Below are 16,950 nucleotides of genomic sequence, written 5' to 3'. Positions count from 1 at the left end.
CTCCCTACCATCACCCTCAACGGGCACAGCGGAGCTGTCCAACAAAACCCGAATTCAAGGAACCAGAATGACCCAGCGCATCCACCGCAGCATCGACACCCCACTCCGGTCAGGCCTGAACCGCGACGAACTGTGGGAATCCGCCGACAAGGGCCTGATCAAATGCTGGGAAATCGGCCGCCAACGCGCCGCCCGCTTCCCCGACCTCGCCCAACGATGCCTCGCCGATGAATTGCCGGTGCTGGGCTGGAAAGGTGGCGTCAGCCGCAGCCTGAAGAAACTCGAAAAATACGGATCCCTCAAGTACCTCGCCCAGTGGCAAGGGTTGCGTGGCGAGGATCTGGATATCGATCTGAGTGAAGAACGAGCGTTGACCTGTTCCAGGACCAACATGGTGGTGACCTTTACGCCGGATCGGTCGAAGTACTTCAATCAGGTGGCGGAAGCCGAAGCCTGACGTTCGTTGAGGAGGGCTGACGGGCGTCGGGCATAACATTCCCGAAGAAGCGCCCGAAGCGACGGTCAAGGCATTACTGGATCTGTTGGAGCGCTGACGGAAAAACGCTCGCGATAGGCCTGCGGCGTCACCCCCATGGCTCGCAGGAAACTGCGCCGAAGCGTCTCTTCGCTGCCGAACCCGCACTGCACCGCCACCCGTTTGATCGGTATACCGGTGTCGCTGAGCAAGCGCCGGGCGGTTTCGACGCGGATCAGTTCGATCGCCCGGGCCGGGGTCTGGCCGGTGTCGGTGCGGTAGTGGCGCACGAAGCTGCGTTCGCTCATGCCGGCTTGCAGGGCCAGGCTCGGAATGCCGAGGTCTTTGGTGAGGTTTTCGCTGATCCAGGCGTGAAGGTCGTCGAAACGGTTGCCTTCCTTCTGCAAGGACAAGGTCACGCTGAACTGCGACTGGCCCCCTGGACGCTTGAGGAACACCACCAATTGGCGAGCGACTTCCAGGGCCATGGTGCGACCGAGGTCTTCCTCGACCATGGCCAGCGCCAGGTCGATACCGGCAGTGACGCCGGCCGAGGTCCACACCGGGCCGTCGTTGATGAAGATCGGGTTGGGCTCGACGCGCAGGCGTGGATGCATGTGCGCCAACTGCTCGCAACGGGTCCAATGGGTCACCACCCGCCGGCCATCGAGCCAGCCGCTGGCCGCCAGCAAAAACGCGCCGGTACACACCGAGGACACTCGCCGACACCCGGCCGCATGTTCACGCACCCAAGCCACCAGCGGCTCATCTTTCGCCGCCGTGTACACACCCCAGCCACCGGCGATGATCAAGGTATCGCTGCCCGCTTCCGGCAACGGCTCGGCCAGCAACGCCAACCCCGCCGACGACATCACCGCCCCGCCGCCGCTGGCGATGACTGTCGGCGCATAGGGCGGCGGCAGACCTTTCTGGCGGGCGATGTCGTTGGCCGAGGCGAACACCTGCAACGGGCCGGTGACATCGAGCAGTTGTACGTTGGGAAATGCGAGTACGCGGATGGTTTTCGGCATTTGGCGTAATTCGTGGGGTGATTGGCGTATGCGCCAAAGCCTACGAGCCTAGAGTGAAGCCGTCCACCCACTTCCTGAGAAAAACACCATGACGTTGCAGATCGGTTTTCTGTTGTTCCCCCAGCTTCAGCAACTGGACCTGACCGGCCCTTATGACGTGCTGGCCTCGCTGCCGGACGTGAAGGTGCATTTGATCTGGAAGGACCTGGTGCCGGTCACCGCGAGCACGGGCCTGATGCTGAAACCGACTGTCACCTTCGATGATTGCCCGGCGCTGGATGTGATCTGCATCCCCGGCGGCAGCGGCGTCGGGCCGTTGATGGAGGATGACGAAACCCTGGCGTTCATCAGGACCCAGGCGGCCAATGCGCGTTATGTCACGTCGGTGTGCACCGGCGCGCTGGTGCTGGGTGCAGCGGGCCTGCTCAAGGGCAAGCGTGCCACGACTCACTGGGCCTACCACGACCTGCTCACACCATTGGGAGCCATTGCGGTGAAAGACCGGGTCGTGCGCGACGGCAATCTGCTGACCGGTGGCGGGATCACGGCAGGGATCGATTTCGCCCTGACCCTGGCGGCTGAGTTGTTCGATAAGGACACCGCGCAGCTCGTGCAACTGCAGCTGGAATACGCGCCGGCACCGCCCTTTGCTTCGGGCAGCCCCGAGACTGCGCCGGGCAGCGTGCTGGAGCAAGCCCGGCAACGCGCGGCCAGTTCGTTGAAACTACGCAGCGAAATCACCGCACGAGCAGCCGCAAAGCTCGATCAGATGTCAGCGGGCTGATTCATTCCGCCGGCGGTCAGCCATTCATGGCTGCCGGCGCTTACGGGCCAGGTTGATGCACTGAGGACTTTCCATCGCTCACAAAAAAACCCGCCTAAGCGGGTTTCTCAAGACCATACGACATCCTGTCTACGGCCATCCAGGCCTATGGTCGATCATCCGTGATCCTGAGTGCATCCTGCTACTCAGTTGATGGATCCAGAATAAGCGCGTTGATGAAGCATAAACAGAGGACATACCAGCGCCGTGGTGTAAGCGATTGACCATTCGGCACCGAATCGCATGCGACCGTTGTGGGAGCGAGACCGGCTTGCCGGCGATGTACTCAAGAGCGGCGCGTTCTTTCAGACAGCACGCGTTATCGTTGACGTCCATCGCGAGCAAGCTCGCTCCTACAAGGGACGAAAAAAAACCCGCCGAAGCGGGTTTTTCCCAAGACCATTGCCGACTCCCTGTCGAGAGCGAATCCTTGCTGATGGCCGATCATCCGTGATCCTGAAGCGCTTCCTGTGCTTCAGTTGATGAGGTGAGATTACACTTCGGATCCAATCCGTACCAGACGACATTGTTACTTTCGCGTGTAAGACATTCGCTATACCCACGCATCGGTCAGCCACGGGCTCAAGCATGCAGCCCTCACTCTTGCTGATGCTCGCGAGCCTTGGCGCTGACTTTCAGAAACTCTTCAATATTGCTCATCTGCTCATCCCAGCCACGGCTGTCCATGCGGAACGCCTTGAGCCTGCGGGTTTGCGGGATATGGTCAAACCCGGACTCGGTGACCTTGAGCAAGGTGCCCTCATCCATGTCCTCGAGTTCAAACTTCACCAATGTGGTGGGTTCCTGGGAATAATCGACTTCCGGCTCCACGGCATAAGGGTGCCAGCGAAACGAAAACACCCGCTCCGGCTCGACCCGTTCCACCAGTACATTCCACAGCAAGTGCTCATAACCGGGGTAGGTAATCTGCCCCTGGGTCCACTCGCCGGCGACAAAACGCTTGCCTTCCAGCGCCACGCCGAACCATTGGCCGAACGCTTCGGCATTGGCCAGCACACGCCACACGTGCGAACGCGGCGATTTGAGCAGGATCTTCCTTTCGATGCGATCTGATGCTGGATTCATAAGTCACCTCCTGTACTGAACAGTAGGCCTGTAAGACCACAAGACCAACCCTAAGTTGTATCAATCGGGCTGTGCAAGCAACCCTGTCTGTAGTATTCGGCTGCATTTACGGCGGTAAGTTCGCAATTTCCCTGCACTTCTCATTTCAGCACAGGGGAGGAAACCAGGGGTTGGCCACCTGCTTGGCTACACTGCCCTCTATTTCCATGCCCGCAGCGAGAATCCCATGCACCCACGCGTTCTTCTGGCGTTGTCGCCTTTGCTGTTCACCCCCCTTGCCCATGCCGTGGACTGCGACAATGCCGCGGATCAGGCCACGATGAACCAGTGCGCCGCACAGCAGCACAAGGCGGCGGACAAGGAGTTGAATGCGCTTTACCAGCAGATCACTGGTCGATTGCAGGCCGATCCGGATAGCAAAAAACTGATGGTGGGTGCACAGCGAGCGTGGATTGCGTTCCGGGATGCCGAGTGCAAGTTCTCGGCTTCCGGGGTGGCGGGTGGCAGTGTGTATCCACTGATCTACAGCAATTGCATCACTGACCTGACCAAGGCGCGGGTGGAGACGTTCAAGAATTACTTGAAATGTCAGGAGGGGGATTTGGGGTGTCCGGTGCCGGGGCAGTAAGTTCTCGAGTGTTTTTGAGGGCCTCTTCGCTGGCAAGCCAGCTCCTACAAGTTCTGCGTGCTCTTGTAGGAGCCGGCCTGGCGAAGGCGTCAGCTCAGGCGGCGCAATTACCGGACAAATATCTGCGCGGTGGTGATCGCCATATCCCCACCCGGCAATTTGATGCTGCCGATCTGCTTCATGGTCTCGGGATCGAAGATCGCCACATCGTTGAACGTCCCGGCCAGGTAGATCTTGCTCCCGTCCTTGTTGAAGGAAATGCAGTAGTAGGAGTGATCCAGCGTCGCCGCCTGGAGCATTTTCTTCTGCTTGATGTCGTACTTGGCCAGACGGTTGAGCACGCCGAACATCAGGTTCGGATCCTTCGGCGAGCGCATGCCGCTGAAGTAGATTTCCGTCAGCGGGCCGAAGTCGGTGGTTTCGGTCTTGCCGGTTTTCAGGTCGACGCTGAACAGCCCATAGAGGTACTCGGCGGTGGCCGGGTCCTGCTTTTTGTCCTTGAATTTCGCCGTGGTGTACAGCAGCGAGAAATCATGCCGATACGTCTGCTGGTTCCACACGTAGAGCACATCAGGGGCGCTGTAGTTCGAGCGTTTCCAGTGGCGGCTGGGGATCAGCACATCGAACTTGCCGGTCTTCACGTCGACCTTGTAAATGTCCGCCCCCGCCACATACAGCGTGCCGTCGTCGCCACTCTGCATGATGGTCAACTGCCGTGGTGCCGGGAAGCTGCGCAGCGGCTTGGCGTCCAGGCCAGCGTCGGTCGAGTAGACGTCCAGCCTTGGCTGTTGCACTTCGTAGCGATCGTTGAGCATCAGCGTCGGGTTGGCGATGGTGAACAATTCCTTGCCGTCGTGACTGACGGCGAAGGCGAACATGGACTTGGCTTTTTCCCCCGGTTTCTGGGTGATGCTGGCGTGGAACACCTGCTTGCAGCTGTCCAGCTCGACACCGTAGACATCGGCATAGTGGTTGTTCAGCACGTAGGCGGTCTTGCGGTCCGGCGACAACTGCACGCTGCCGGGACCAAAGGCGTCCGGCATCTTGCAGGTCTTGAACAGGGTGTCCGTGGCCAGGTCGATCACGTGCAGGTTGTTCGGGTAATTGGTGGTCACCATGTACTCGTGACCGGTCTGGAGCGCAGTGTTTTCATCCGCCAGAACGTTAAGCGAACAGGCGCTCAGGACGGCGAACGCGGCCAGGCCGCAGGCTTTGATGCTGTGCATGGGGAATCCTTCTTATCTGTCCGGCTGCTTTCTATGGACGATCATTTGTCTTTTGGAAAGACAGTCCCGAGGTTGCGCCAATTGTCGTTGGACGCCTGGGCATCCTTGTTCCAGTCCGGGTAGGTGCTCATCATGTCGGGCACCTGGGCCGGCCACCAGCAAGGGTCGGAGCAGCCATACAGGTCGGATTCCATCGGCTGGCACAGCGACGACACGCCGCCAAAGGCGTCGATTTCCCAGCCCGGGTCGGTCGTCGAGGCACAACCGGCGACGGAACTCATCGCCACCACTTCTTCGATGCGGTTTTCGGCCGCGGCCTCATCGAGTTTCAGCGCTTTATTATTGATTGCCTTGAGATGTTTCATATCAGTGAGCCTTGCGCGGAGTGATGTAGCTGCTGATAAACGCAGGGTTGTGGGCCATGATCCGGGTATAGACCTCGATGCCGAAGTCGACCCAGTCACGCATCAGTTCGCAGTAGTGATAGGTCGGATGGGTCGGGTCGCCGTACCGTGCATAGCTCTCGTGGTAGCAGCCGCCGGAGCACAGGTTGCGGATCTGGCAGTCTTCGCAGCCGGTGTTGGTACGGTCTAGGCGCTGGGACAGGAAGTCGTTCAACTCGACCTGCTTCACCCCGCTGTGGACGTTGCCGAAAGTCGGCAACGATGAGCCGGTAAAGCGGTGGCACAGGTTCAGCTCGCCCTTGTGATCCACCGCCAGCATCTTCAGGCCCGCGCCGCACGGCAGGGCTTTCTTGTGACCTTCGTGGATGTCGGTGATCAACTGGTGCAGGTTGGAGAACCCGATGTTGCGATGCTCCAGCGCCGCTTCCAGGTAACGTCGGCCGAGTTTCTTCATGTTGGCGAAGACCTCGATCAGCTCGTCACTGGAGAGGTTGAAGGTGCTGATGTCCCCGGAGGTCACCGGGGCAAACCCGACTTCGGCAAACCCCAGTTCGTTGAACAGGTGATCCCAGATGGTTTCGACGTCGGTAACGCCGGTGGTCAGGGTCACCCGCGCACCGACCGGACGGCTGTTGTAGCGCGACAGCAGCATCTCGGCCTTGCGTCGCACCACGTCGTAAGTGCCCTGCCCGCCCACGGTGATTCTGTTGCGGTCGTGCACGGTTTTTGGTCCGTCGATGCTGACCGAGAGCCCGAACCGGTGGGCATTCAGGTAGTCCACGGTCTCTTCGGTGAGCAGCGTCGCGTTGGTGGTCATCACGAACTCGACGAACTTGCCCACCTCACGGAAACGCTTCTCGCAATAGTCGACCATGTACTCGATCAGCTTGCGATTGCTCAGCGGCTCGCCGCCGAAGAACACCACGGTGAAACGCTCCTCGTCCGGGGATTCGCGCAGCAGCATTTCCACCGACGCCACCGCCGTATCGATGTCCATCTTCTTGCCGGCCGACGGCTTGTCCAGGTCTTCCTTGTAGCAGTAGGTGCAGCTCAGGTTGCAGCCGGTGTTGACGTTGAGCACCACGGTATTGATCGCCGTGCGTTCGACCCGTTTGGTGCCGATGTCCGGGGTCAGCGGCGAGCCGTCGCTGACCAGTTCCAGGGACATCAACTCGCGCAGGGTCTCGGTGATTTCTTCACCATTGAAGCGCGCGGCCAGGCGCTGGATCAGGTCTTCCGAGGAACAGCCGGGACCGCGCAAGGTGTCGATGATGGTACCGGTCAGCTCATCGCTGGCGAACAGCGAACTGCTGGGGATGTGGAACAGCATGCGGTCGGCGTCGACGTGCACTTCGTGCAGGTTGCGTTCGACCAGATTCAAGATAGCGCCCATTGCAAACCTCCTGTGCAAACCCCGTTTGACGGGGCTTGCGGTCATTCCGAAAAGTGTCTGAAAACCAATGGAATCGGCCAACTCATGGAATGGGTGGATTGTTCCAGCGTTGCACGGTGACGATCATCTGGCCTTCGCCGGTCAGGGATTTCCCTGCGTCGTCGACAGCGGCGATCACCTTGAGGTTGCCGGCATTGTTGGTGGACATTTTACGTTGCGGGTTCGGCCCGGCATCGCCCGGTGTGAACACGCCGGCGTCAGCCTGCATGGTGCCGGCGAACTTGACGTCTTCATCTTCCCTGGCCCGATCGTCGAAGGCTTCGACCGACCACTGCGCCGGGAATACGCCGATACGGAACGGCTTGCCATCGGTGCCCTTGCCCCAGGCTTCGGCATCGAACCTGCCCTGGACTTTCGGCGTCGAGCCACCGCCGTCCCCGACTCGCGCCACCGAGAATGCGGGCACGACCTTGACTTGGGCAATCTTGCTGTAGACCGACAGGGTCGCGCCTTTCAGCGTGCCGACGGTGACGTTGCGCAGGCCTGGTTGAGCATTGGCAGCGGCCTTGAGCTTGACCTTGACCCGTTCCGGGGTCTGCTCGACGACTTCGACCACTGTCACACCTTTGCCAAAGTCTGGCTTGCCGGTGAGACCGCTGCCGATCAGGGTGACTTCAGTCTCGGCGCCAGCCTTCAGGTAACCCGGCTGCACCGCCAGCAAACGACTGCTGCCCTGCTTGGCGGCGGCGAAGTCGAGACCGCGCTCATCGTGCTCGGCCTCGAACATCCGGCCCTGCATCGCGCTGCCTTGGGCGGCGAACACCTGGCGCATGGTCACGCCGTCGATGGTCACGTTGCCACGCCATTCGTAGCCGGTGTAGAGAATCGCGCTGCCGTCGCCGTTGAACGGGCTGCCGTCGGCGTATTGGCCTTTGACGCTGACCTTGAACGTGTCTCCCGCATCGGCGGTGACGCTCATCACCCCCGCCAGCTCGCCTTTACCCGGCAAGTGGCCACTGAAGCTCCAGTCGCCCACCAACGTCTCGGCTTTCGGCGCGCCGGCCTGCCATTTTTTCCAGGCCGGGTTGTCCAGCGGATAACGCTTGGCCAACAGCGGCACCATTTCCTTGCGGGCCAGGTCGAACCAGTCGCGGTCACGGGACAGGGCCTGGTATTCCAGGGACGGCCATTGGCCGAGGTGGAAGTTCACCAGGCGCTCCCATTCCTGGGCCGGACGCCGTTGCAGGGCCACCCGTGCACCGGAGTGGCAGCGGCCACACATCTGGCTGGTCTGGTCGTCGAATTTCTCGACGGTGTTGAGCCGCCGCTCCAAAGCATAACGCACGCCATCGGTTTCGCTCGGTGCCAGGCCCTGAGTGTCGGCCAGGTATTTGACCAGGGTTCGACGGTCGTCATCGCTGATCTGCAACCCATGCATGACCTGCATGCGGGCAATGCTCATCAGCCAGCCTTCCGGGGATTTGCGCTGGTGGCTGATGCGGCTCAGGGCATTGTCGGCTTCGGGGGTATGACAGCCCTGACAGGTTTCCTTGAGGATGGTCTGGGCGTCGCGAGCTGCCAGGCTGTAAGGCGAATGCAGCGCCACACAGGCCGCCACGGCCAACAGGCTGGCGCTCAGGCCTGATCGGAGTTTTCTCTTCATCAACGTCGAACCTCGCACGGTGCTTTCTTATTTTTGTGGCTTCTCATTTTTTTTGTTTCTGCCGTCGGCGGCGAACCGCTGACGGAGGCAAGAGAAACGTCTGCGATGAGCAATACACGGAGCGTGCCAGCTTGCCGATACCCTTTTCTATCAAGTAGTTACGTGAAGACAAGGCCTGCCGGTCGCATCTGGAAGAGATCGGCGGCGTCTAATATCGCGACAGCTGTTGCACTCTGAGACAGCATAGAGGCCGCGGCCGGGACAGTTCATCGCCCGAGGATTGACGGCAATCCCCACCGAGCGCGAAATGGGTATTCACCGATTGCCGACAGGGGATCCAAAATGGCAAGCATCACTGTCCTGGCGGGGGACTTTCTGCAGGGTGATGGAGAGTACAGAGACGGCGCCTTCACCCTCAGGACGTCGCTTCACCCGTGGCCCGGCATTACCCTGCCGCTCTCTTCATTCAAGCGCATGGAAGTGGCCAATGAGGGGGCGATCAACAACATCAAGGATGCCATCGGTTTCGGCGTTGCCGGCGCGATGCTGCTGGGTCCCATCGGGGCCATTGCCGGTTTCATGTTGGCCGGCAAGGAAACCGAAGTGACTTTTCTGGCGACGCTCAAGGATGACAGGAAGTTGCTCGCTGCCGTGGATGGCAACACGTACGACGAGATTTGTCGGAAGTTTTCCACCTGATCGATCAGCGCGGGCCGCACCGTATCCCGACGGTGCGGCCTGGCGCCCATTCAGATGCTAAAAGTGGGGTGAATGCTTTTGTGGGCCTCGATTTCCTGCCGCATGTCAGCCACCAGCGAGGCGATGGCATGGGGACTGTCCAGTGTCCACAAGGGAACATGGGTCGCCACCAGTTCCACTTTGCCAGTCATGCAGTCGCAGACCCGAATGGTCAGGGACTGGTCTGCCTCCATGACGCACGTGCACACGGAGGGCAGCATTTTATGTTCGATGATGCTTTGAATTTCCAGGGTTGAAAGGAACATTACTACCTCCCTCGCGCCAGATAGGTTGCCGGATGAACGGTTCGTCACTTCATCCACCGAGCCAGAAAATTCTATTCCTCAATAACGGACGCCTCAAGGTCGCAACCCGGTTGCTCGTCGTCTCATATTGTCGCAATTTGCAACAGTCCCCCCAGTCATTCCATTCCCGTGAGTGCCCCTGAACCCCGCCGACAAAGGGCGGCCCGGCACTTTGCGGGCACTTGGCACAGCCATTGCGAAAGCCCTGTTCTCACGAACAACAAGAGGCCTCGCCATGTCCCTCCCCTATCTGCTTCCCGCCACCTCGGCATTCATTCAGCGCGCCCCGCGCATGCTTATCAGCGGTGAATGGGTCGAGGCCGCCGACGGCCAGACCATGCCCCTGCACAACCCGGCCACCGGCGAAGTGCTGTGCGTGGTGCCACGGGCCACACCCGAGGATGTCGACCGTGCCGTACTCGCCGCTCGCCAGGCGTTCGACGATTCCGCCTGGACCCGCACCCGGCCGCGGGAGCGGCAGAACCTGCTGTGGAAACTCGCCGACCTCATGGAGCGCGACGCCGAACTGCTGGCGCAACTGGAATGCCTGAACAACGGTAAAAGCGCCGCGGTAGCCCAGGTCATGGACGTCCAGCTGTCCATCGACTTCCTGCGCTACATGGCCGGGTGGGCGACCAAGATCGAAGGCTCCAGCGTCGAGGTGTCGATGCCGCTGATGCCCAACGATCAGTTCCACAGTTTCATCCGTCGCGAAGCCGTGGGCGTGGTCGGGGCCATCGTCGCCTGGAACTTCCCGCTGCTGCTGGCCTGCTGGAAACTTGGCCCGGCCCTGGCCACCGGCTGCACCGTGGTGCTCAAGCCCGCCGACGAAACCCCTTTGAGCGCATTGAAACTCGCCGAACTGGTGCTGGAAGCCGGGTACCCCGCCGGCGTGTTCAACGTGGTGTCCGGCACCGGCATCACAGCGGGCTCGGCACTGACTCACAACCCATTGGTGGACAAGCTGACCTTCACCGGCTCCACCGCGGTGGGCAAACAGATCGGCAAGATCGCGATGGACTCCATGACCCGGGTCACCCTGGAACTGGGCGGCAAATCCCCCACCATCGTCATGGCCGATGCCGACCTCAAGACCGCCGCCGCGGGCGCCGCCAGCGCGATTTTCTTCAATCAGGGCCAGGTCTGCTGTGCCGGGTCCAGGCTGTATGTGCAGCGCAAGCATTTCGACAATGTGGTGGCGGACATCGCCGACATTGCCAACGCCATGAAACTCGGCAACGGCCTGGACCCGAGCGTCGAGATGGGGCCGTTGATCTCGGCGCGCCAGCAGGAGCGGGTGTACCGCTACATCGAAATGGGTCGGGAAAGTGGCGCGACCATCGCTTGCGGCGGCGAGCAGTTCGGGCCGGGGTTCTTCGTCAAGCCGACGGTGATTGTGGATGTCGATCAGAAGCACTCGCTGGTGCAGGAAGAAATCTTCGGCCCGGTGCTGGTGGCGATTCCGTTCGATGACGAGGCTGATGCGTTGCGCATGGCCAATGACAGCCCCTATGGGTTGGGGGCGAGTGTCTGGTCCAATGATCTGGCGGCGGTGCACCGGATGATTCCGCGGATCAAGTCAGGCTCGGTGTGGGTCAACTGCCACAGTGCCCTGGACCCGGCGCTGCCGTTTGGCGGCTACAAGATGTCGGGAGTCGGGCGGGAAATGGGGTATGCGGCGATCGAGCATTACACCGAGTTGAAGTCGGTGTTGATCAAGCTTTGACCCGCCCCCCTGTGGGAATGGCAACGATAACGGGTTCGACCTGAGTGAACGCGCGCCCCCTGTGGGAGCGAGCTTGCTCGCGATGGTCTCAAGAGCGCCGTGTTTAACCAGTAAACACGCGTTATCGTTGACGTCCTTCGCCGGCAAGCCGGCTCCTACAGGGGGCCACGTTTATTCAGGATGAACGCGTTATCGTTGACGTCCTTCGCCGGCAAGCCGGCTCCTACAGGGGTGCGTTTGTTCGGGGATAACGCGTCATCGGGTGATCAGAACGGCAGTTTCATGCCCGGTGGCAGTTGCATGCCCGCGGTCATGCCGGACATCTTGTCCTGGCTGTTGGCTTCGATCTTGCGCACGGCATCGTTGACGGCAGCGGCGAACACCGCTTCGAGCATTTCCTTGTCGTCTTCGCTCAGGCCTTCGACCAGGCTTGGGTCGATGGTCACGCGCTTGACGTCGTGACGACCGGTCATGACCACGGTGACCATGTCGCCACCGGCTTTACCGGTAACTTCAGCGTTGGCCAGTTCTTCCTGCATCTTGGCCATCTTTTCCTGCATCTGCTGCGCCTGCTTCATCAGGCCGGCCATGCCACCCTTCATCATGGTAATCACCTCAAAGTACTTGGATAAAAATCGCGTCCGGCCATTGGGGCCGAACGCCTTCAGTTATTAGCCCTGACTGACCAGGGCTTCGACAGGTTCAATAGTATCGTTACGGACCACCGCACCGAACTGCTGCATCATTTGCTGGATGAACGGGTCTCCATGGATCGACTCCTCGGCCTCGCGCTGACGATTGGCACGACGACGGGATGCGGCCTGGGCCGGGGTTTCCTGCTCAGGCTTGATCAGCTCCATGCTCAGGGTCAGCGTACGCCCGTGATGCTGGTTCAATGCATCGTTGAGGCGACGTTGCTGGGTCGCATTGAACAGGGCGCTGTGGGCCGGGTCCAGGTGCAACAGCCAATTGTCGCCATCGACGGCGATCAAGGTGCAGTTGGCGGCGATGCTCCCGGTCATGCCGGAGATCGGCAACTTCGGGAACAGTTCCAGCCATTGCAGGGCCAGACCGGTAGCAGGCATGGCGGCCGGCTCGGGTTCGGGCTCCGGAGCCGGCTCGGCGGCATGCTCGCTGGCCAGATCGTCCAGGTAGCTGTAGGACGAATCCATGTCCGGCTCGATGTAGTCCTCGTCCAGCGGCGGCTCGTCGTCCGGGTCCATGCCCGGCGTCGCCGCATCGACTTCGACCGCGGAGGGTTCCGGGATCGGCGCAGCGGCCCACTCCGGGGCGTCCGGCACGACGCTGTCGGGCGTCGGCAATGGCATCGGCGGCAATTCGGGTTGTTCGGCGGCGGTTTCCAGAACCGGTTCGACCGCGGGCTGCTGGACGACTTCGGGCTCTACCGGGTCGTTCCATGGCAGGTCGACGACGGCCGCGACTGCTACCGGCTCAATTACCGGCTCAGGCACGACTATCGGTGCAACCGCTTCAGGCACCGGAGCTAAAGCTGGAGCTGGAGCTGGAGCTGGAGCAGTCACTACCGACGCAACCGCCGGTGCAACCGGTGCGGAAACGACCGGTGCAACTGCCGCAGGTACGACCGGTGCAGCCACTCGCGCGGCAGCCACTGAATGGGCGGAATCAACTGTGGCCTGGCTGATCCCCACTGTCTTTAGCGGCTGCCTCGGAGCGTCCTCGGTGTCTGCCGGCCTGAAGGCGAGCATGCGCAAGAGGACCATTTCGAAACCACCCCGAGGATCCGGCGCCAACGGCAAATCCCGGCGACCGATCAGGCCCATCTGGTAGTAGAACTGTACGTCTTCGGCCGGCAGGGCCTGGGCCAGGGCCAACACCCGGTCACGGTCGCCGTGACCGTTGTCGACGCCTTCAGGCAAGGCCTGGGCGATGGCGACACGGTGCAGCACGTTGAGAATTTCCGAGAGCACGCCATTCCAGTCCGGGCCTTGTTCGGCCAGGTGCCGCACGGCTTCGAGCAACGCCTTGGCGTCGCCCTCGATCAGCGCATGCAAAACGTCGTAGACCTGACCGTGATCGAGCGTGCCGAGCATCGCCCGCACGTCGGCCGCCATGACCTTGCCTTCACCGAACGCGATCGCCTGGTCGGTCAGGCTCATGGCATCGCGCATCGACCCATCGGCGGCGCGACCCAGCAGCCACAGCGCATCGTCTTCGAACGGCACGTTCTCGACACTCAGCACGTGGGTCAAATGCTCGACCACGCGTTCCGGTGTCATGTTTTTCAGGGAGAACTGCAGGCACCGCGACAGAATCGTTGCAGGAAGTTTCTGCGGGTCGGTGGTGGCCAGGATGAACTTGACGTAGGGCGGCGGCTCTTCGAGGGTTTTCAACAGCGCATTGAAGGAATGGCTGGACAGCATGTGCACTTCGTCGATCAGGTAGACCTTGAAGCGCCCGCGACTCGGGGCGTACTGCACGTTGTCGAGCAACTCGCGGGTGTCTTCGACCTTGGTCCGGCTCGCGGCGTCGATCTCGATCAGGTCGACGAAACGGCCTTCATCGATCTCGCGGCACACCGAGCATTCGCCGCAAGGCGTCGAAGTGATACCTGTTTCACAGTTCAGGCATTTGGCGATGATCCGCGCGATGGTGGTCTTGCCCACGCCGCGGGTACCGGTGAACAGGTAGGCATGGTGCAGCCGCTGGCTGTCCAAGGCATTGATCAGAGCCTTGAGCACATGGGTCTGGCCGACCATTTCGCCGAACGAGCGCGGACGCCATTTACGTGCAAGAACCTGATAACTCATCGAAAACCGTCGCAACTAAGGAACAGAAGCGGCTAATGCTAGCGGAGCAAGGCCAAAATTGCATCCGGTGCGCTCGTCTAATCTGGCTAAGATGCACTTTGGCGGGCTTTTATCGGCCAGGGATTGTTCAGGACCGGAGCGTTTATGCGGCTCGCCTTGGGGGCACTGCTGTTGATGAGCTTGAGTGCGGCAGGCGCCGAAGCGCCGCTACGCTTCGTGGTGCCCGACAGTTGGGCAATGCCGATGGTCCAACTGGAACGCGGCCGCCCGACCCAGGGTATTTTGCATGACGTGATGGTCAGCCTGGCGACTCAGGTCGGGGTACCGGCTGAATTTCACGTATTGCCCCGGGCGCGGGTGCAAAACGCCATGGAACAGGGCGAGGTCGACGTCCGCTGCTATGCCGCGCAGTCCTGGCAGCCGAACCAGTCCGGCGACTACATCTGGAGCATTCCGCTCTGGACCCAGCCCGACGTATTGATCAGCCGGCACGACCCACTGACCGCCGTGGCTGCGGCGCATTTGCCACGACAATCCATCGGCACGGTCCACGGCTACAGCTACCCGACCCTGCAACCGCTGTTCGACACCGGCCGGCTGCTGCGCGAAGACGCGCGCAATCAGGAACAGGTGCTGGAAAAACTGCTGGCCGGACGCTATCGCTATGCCGTGAGCAACCAATGGACCCTGGACTGGTTCAATCAGCGCCTGTTGCCCGATCGGCAATTGCAGGGCGTGGCGGTGCTACAGGTGCAGAGTGTCGGTTGCTACGTGCGCAATGATCCGAAAGTGCCTGTGCAACGCATATTGCGCACCTTGTTGCGGATGAAAATGTCCGGGGAGATCGATGACATTATCCGGCTCTATGTCGGTGGCGAGCCTGCAAAACCTTGATCTGCGGGAGCGAGCCTGCTCCCACATTTGATCTTCGTATGCCTGATAGCGAGGCTCAGGCTGTCTGCTGCACTACCCGCCATTGCAGCGGCGCAACATACCCTTCCACCCAGGCCACCACCTCTTCCGGAGGCATCGGCCGCGCAATGCAATGGCCCTGGGCAACGTCGCAGCCCAGCCGCAGCAGCATTTCACCCTGCTCGATACTGTCCAGCCCCTCGGCGATCACCTTGCGCCCGAATGCCCGGGCCAGGCCAATCACCGCCGTGGTCAGTGCCAGGTCATCACGATCATGAAGGAAATCGCGGACAAATGACTTATCGATCTTGATGCTCTGGGTTCGCAATCGTTTGAGGTAGCTCAGCGATGAATACCCGGTGCCGAAATCCCCCAGTGAAAACTGCACGCCCAGCGTCTGGCAAGCTTGCAGACAGGCACTGACATGCTGAATATTCTCGACCGCAACCGACTCGACAATTTCCAGCTCGAGCATCTGCGGTGCAACCTGGGCGTGCCGGGCGAGCATCTCACCGAGCCGGTCGACGAAATCCGCCCGCTGAAAATGGCGCGCCGCGATATTGATGCTCACCGGCCAGCCCTGACCCGCGTGCTGCCAGTGGTGCATCTGCGAAAGCACTTGATCCATGACCCATTCACCAATATCGATGATCAGGTCCGTCTCCTCGACCAACGGTAGAAAATTGCGTGAGGGCACCATGCCGTCCTGGGGGTGTTCCCAGCGCAACACTGCCTGGAAACCGACGACCTCGCCGCGGCGCATGTTCACCCGAGGCTGGAAGTGCAAACGCAATTCACCCGCCAGCAGCGCCTGACGCACTCGCTCGATGGTCTGGTGCGTGACCTTGACTTCCCGATCCCGGATCACGTCGAACAGATGAAAACGATTGCGTCCGCCTTGCTTGGCCAGGTACATCGCCTGATCGGCGTGACGCAGCAGGGTTTCGGCATCTTCGTTGTCGTGAGGGAACAGGGTGACGCCAATGCTGGCGAACACATTGAGCTCTTTGCCATGCAGCGTGTACGGTGCGGAAATCGCGCCCAACACCCGGCTCAATGCCGCGCGCAGTTCCGGCAGATCTCGCACGTATCGCAACACCAGCACAAACTCGTCACCGGCCAGCCTGGCCACCACGTCCTCGCCGCGCACGATACTGCGCAGGCGCCTCGCCACTTCCACCAGCAACAGATCGCCACTGGCATGCCCATAGCCATCGTTGACTGACTTGAAGCCGTCGAGGTCGAGCATGCACACCGCCAGCGGGATGTTTTCCTGGCGCGAGAACTCAAGGGCTTGATCCAGCAAATCCGAGAGAAACGCGCGATTGGGCAGTCCGGTCAGCACATCGTGACCGACCCGCCATTGCAAGGAATGCAGCAGTTGGCGTTTTTCACTGATGTCGAAACGAATCGACAGGTAACGGTCAACCCTTCCGGTAGCGTCATCGAGCACCGGTACCATGGTGCTTTCGACCCAATACAGGCTGCCGTCCTTCGCCCGATTGCAGATTTCGCCCTTCCAGACGCTGCCCCGCGCGATGGTGCGCCACAGGCCAGCGAAAAAGTCAGCCGAGTGCAGGCCCGAATTGAGCAGACGATGGTTCTGCCCCAGCAGTTCTTCGCGGCTATAGCCGGACACGGCGCAGAACTGATCATTGACGTAGGTGATCCGGCCGCTCAGATCGGTCTCGGAAAAAATGGCGGCTGCATCCACAGCCCTGCGGTATTTCTCATCCATGAGTCAGGCTCGT

The 16,950-nt window shown here is 60.9% G+C and carries 16 protein-coding genes; 6 read left to right on the top strand and 10 right to left on the bottom strand.

Going from position 1 to position 16,950, the window contains the following annotated elements:
* Nucleotides 1-67 precede the first annotated feature (67 nt).
* The gene (locus tag F8N96_RS29130) at nt 68-457 is read left to right on the top strand and encodes a hypothetical protein (protein WP_150800728.1); all 390 of its coding nucleotides are present in this window, start codon (nt 68-70) and stop codon (nt 455-457) included.
* A gap of 65 nt (nt 458-522) precedes the next feature.
* On the opposite strand, the gene F8N96_RS29125 is transcribed toward F8N96_RS29130, so the two are convergent.
* Nucleotides 523-1,506, bottom strand: coding sequence for a GlxA family transcriptional regulator (locus F8N96_RS29125; protein WP_150800727.1), 984 nt, complete (start codon nt 1,504-1,506; stop codon nt 523-525).
* Nucleotides 1,507-1,594: 88 nt separating this feature from the next.
* On the opposite strand from F8N96_RS29125, the gene inhA reads away from it, so the two are divergent.
* On the top strand, nt 1,595-2,290 hold the full coding sequence (gene inhA, locus F8N96_RS29120) for an isonitrile hydratase (protein ID WP_150800726.1): 696 nt from the start codon (nt 1,595-1,597) through the stop codon (nt 2,288-2,290).
* A 636-nt stretch (nt 2,291-2,926) separates the two neighbouring features.
* On the opposite strand, the gene F8N96_RS29110 is transcribed toward inhA, so the two are convergent.
* The gene (locus tag F8N96_RS29110) at nt 2,927-3,415 is read right to left on the bottom strand and encodes an SRPBCC family protein (RefSeq protein ID WP_150800724.1); all 489 of its coding nucleotides are present in this window, start codon (nt 3,413-3,415) and stop codon (nt 2,927-2,929) included.
* Nucleotides 3,416-3,641: 226 nt separating this feature from the next.
* On the opposite strand from F8N96_RS29110, the gene F8N96_RS29105 reads away from it, so the two are divergent.
* Entirely contained in the window at nt 3,642-4,043 is a 402-nt protein-coding gene (locus F8N96_RS29105; protein ID WP_150800723.1) for a lysozyme inhibitor LprI family protein, read from the top strand.
* A 107-nt stretch (nt 4,044-4,150) separates the two neighbouring features.
* On the opposite strand, the gene peaD is transcribed toward F8N96_RS29105, so the two are convergent.
* The 4 genes from peaD to peaA form a co-directional block, all read right to left on the bottom strand.
* Nucleotides 4,151-5,269: a quinohemoprotein amine dehydrogenase subunit beta gene (peaD, locus tag F8N96_RS29100; RefSeq protein ID WP_150800722.1), complete on the bottom strand. Its 1,119-nt coding sequence runs from the start codon at nt 5,267-5,269 to the stop codon at nt 4,151-4,153.
* 41 nt (nt 5,270-5,310) lie between these two features.
* The gene (gene qhpC, locus F8N96_RS29095) at nt 5,311-5,634 is read right to left on the bottom strand and encodes a quinohemoprotein amine dehydrogenase subunit gamma (protein ID WP_150800721.1); all 324 of its coding nucleotides are present in this window, start codon (nt 5,632-5,634) and stop codon (nt 5,311-5,313) included.
* Between the two features lies 1 nt (nt 5,635).
* The gene (gene peaB / locus F8N96_RS29090) at nt 5,636-7,066 is read right to left on the bottom strand and encodes a quinohemoprotein amine dehydrogenase maturation protein (RefSeq protein ID WP_150800720.1); all 1,431 of its coding nucleotides are present in this window, start codon (nt 7,064-7,066) and stop codon (nt 5,636-5,638) included.
* An 82-nt stretch (nt 7,067-7,148) separates the two neighbouring features.
* Nucleotides 7,149-8,729, bottom strand: coding sequence for a quinohemoprotein amine dehydrogenase subunit alpha (gene peaA / locus F8N96_RS29085; RefSeq protein ID WP_150800719.1), 1,581 nt, complete (start codon nt 8,727-8,729; stop codon nt 7,149-7,151).
* Between the two features lie 342 nt (nt 8,730-9,071).
* Here peaA and F8N96_RS29080 point away from each other — a divergent pair, with 342 nt between their 5' ends.
* Nucleotides 9,072-9,428, top strand: coding sequence for a hypothetical protein (locus tag F8N96_RS29080; RefSeq protein WP_150800718.1), 357 nt, complete (start codon nt 9,072-9,074; stop codon nt 9,426-9,428).
* Nucleotides 9,429-9,478: 50 nt separating this feature from the next.
* Here the strand turns inward: F8N96_RS29080 and F8N96_RS29075 are convergent, their stop codons facing one another.
* Nucleotides 9,479-9,733, bottom strand: coding sequence for a DUF1652 domain-containing protein (locus tag F8N96_RS29075; protein ID WP_150800717.1), 255 nt, complete (start codon nt 9,731-9,733; stop codon nt 9,479-9,481).
* Between the two features lie 274 nt (nt 9,734-10,007).
* On the opposite strand from F8N96_RS29075, the gene F8N96_RS29070 reads away from it, so the two are divergent.
* Nucleotides 10,008-11,498 carry an aldehyde dehydrogenase family protein gene (locus F8N96_RS29070; protein ID WP_150800716.1) on the top strand — a complete coding sequence of 497 codons (1,491 nt, stop codon included), beginning with the start codon at nt 10,008-10,010 and terminating at the stop codon, nt 11,496-11,498.
* 266 nt (nt 11,499-11,764) lie between these two features.
* On the opposite strand, the gene F8N96_RS29065 is transcribed toward F8N96_RS29070, so the two are convergent.
* Both F8N96_RS29065 and dnaX read right to left on the bottom strand, forming a co-directional pair.
* Nucleotides 11,765-12,103, bottom strand: coding sequence for a YbaB/EbfC family nucleoid-associated protein (locus F8N96_RS29065; protein WP_008028561.1), 339 nt, complete (start codon nt 12,101-12,103; stop codon nt 11,765-11,767).
* A gap of 66 nt (nt 12,104-12,169) precedes the next feature.
* A complete protein-coding gene (dnaX, locus tag F8N96_RS29060; protein WP_150800715.1) occupies nt 12,170-14,287 on the bottom strand; it encodes a DNA polymerase III subunit gamma/tau in 2,118 nt (705 codons plus the stop codon).
* Nucleotides 14,288-14,431: 144 nt separating this feature from the next.
* On the opposite strand from dnaX, the gene F8N96_RS29055 reads away from it, so the two are divergent.
* The gene (locus F8N96_RS29055) at nt 14,432-15,181 is read left to right on the top strand and encodes a substrate-binding periplasmic protein (RefSeq protein ID WP_150800714.1); all 750 of its coding nucleotides are present in this window, start codon (nt 14,432-14,434) and stop codon (nt 15,179-15,181) included.
* 55 nt (nt 15,182-15,236) lie between these two features.
* Here the strand turns inward: F8N96_RS29055 and F8N96_RS29050 are convergent, their stop codons facing one another.
* Nucleotides 15,237-16,937: a putative bifunctional diguanylate cyclase/phosphodiesterase gene (locus tag F8N96_RS29050; protein ID WP_150800713.1), complete on the bottom strand. Its 1,701-nt coding sequence runs from the start codon at nt 16,935-16,937 to the stop codon at nt 15,237-15,239.
* Nucleotides 16,938-16,950 lie beyond the last annotated feature (13 nt).

It is taken from the genome of Pseudomonas fluorescens, from assembly GCF_902497855.1.
Taxonomy (GTDB): domain Bacteria; phylum Pseudomonadota; class Gammaproteobacteria; order Pseudomonadales; family Pseudomonadaceae; genus Aquipseudomonas; species Aquipseudomonas fluorescens_BI.
This window is presented reverse-complemented; position numbering and strand designations above follow the sequence as displayed.

Excerpts from the sequence above, each read along its gene's own strand:
- F8N96_RS29125 (WP_150800727.1), bottom strand. The coding sequence starts at position 1,506 with ATGCCGAAAACCATCCGCGTACTCGCATTTCCCAACGTACAACTGCTC.
- F8N96_RS29065 (WP_008028561.1), bottom strand. The coding sequence starts at position 12,103 with ATGATGAAGGGTGGCATGGCCGGCCTGATGAAGCAGGCGCAGCAGATG.
- qhpC (WP_150800721.1), bottom strand. The coding sequence starts at position 5,634 with ATGAAACATCTCAAGGCAATCAATAATAAAGCGCTGAAACTCGATGAG.
- peaD (WP_150800722.1), bottom strand. The coding sequence starts at position 5,269 with ATGCACAGCATCAAAGCCTGCGGCCTGGCCGCGTTCGCCGTCCTGAGC.
- F8N96_RS29110 (WP_150800724.1), bottom strand. The coding sequence starts at position 3,415 with ATGAATCCAGCATCAGATCGCATCGAAAGGAAGATCCTGCTCAAATCG.
- F8N96_RS29050 (WP_150800713.1), bottom strand. The coding sequence starts at position 16,937 with ATGGATGAGAAATACCGCAGGGCTGTGGATGCAGCCGCCATTTTTTCC.
- F8N96_RS29070 (WP_150800716.1), top strand. The coding sequence starts at position 10,008 with ATGTCCCTCCCCTATCTGCTTCCCGCCACCTCGGCATTCATTCAGCGC.
- dnaX (WP_150800715.1), bottom strand. The coding sequence starts at position 14,287 with ATGAGTTATCAGGTTCTTGCACGTAAATGGCGTCCGCGCTCGTTCGGC.
- F8N96_RS29080 (WP_150800718.1), top strand. The coding sequence starts at position 9,072 with ATGGCAAGCATCACTGTCCTGGCGGGGGACTTTCTGCAGGGTGATGGA.
- inhA (WP_150800726.1), top strand. The coding sequence starts at position 1,595 with ATGACGTTGCAGATCGGTTTTCTGTTGTTCCCCCAGCTTCAGCAACTG.
- F8N96_RS29075 (WP_150800717.1), bottom strand. The coding sequence starts at position 9,733 with ATGTTCCTTTCAACCCTGGAAATTCAAAGCATCATCGAACATAAAATG.
- F8N96_RS29130 (WP_150800728.1), top strand. The coding sequence starts at position 68 with ATGACCCAGCGCATCCACCGCAGCATCGACACCCCACTCCGGTCAGGC.
- F8N96_RS29055 (WP_150800714.1), top strand. The coding sequence starts at position 14,432 with ATGCGGCTCGCCTTGGGGGCACTGCTGTTGATGAGCTTGAGTGCGGCA.
- peaB (WP_150800720.1), bottom strand. The coding sequence starts at position 7,066 with ATGGGCGCTATCTTGAATCTGGTCGAACGCAACCTGCACGAAGTGCAC.
- peaA (WP_150800719.1), bottom strand. The coding sequence starts at position 8,729 with ATGAAGAGAAAACTCCGATCAGGCCTGAGCGCCAGCCTGTTGGCCGTG.
- F8N96_RS29105 (WP_150800723.1), top strand. The coding sequence starts at position 3,642 with ATGCACCCACGCGTTCTTCTGGCGTTGTCGCCTTTGCTGTTCACCCCC.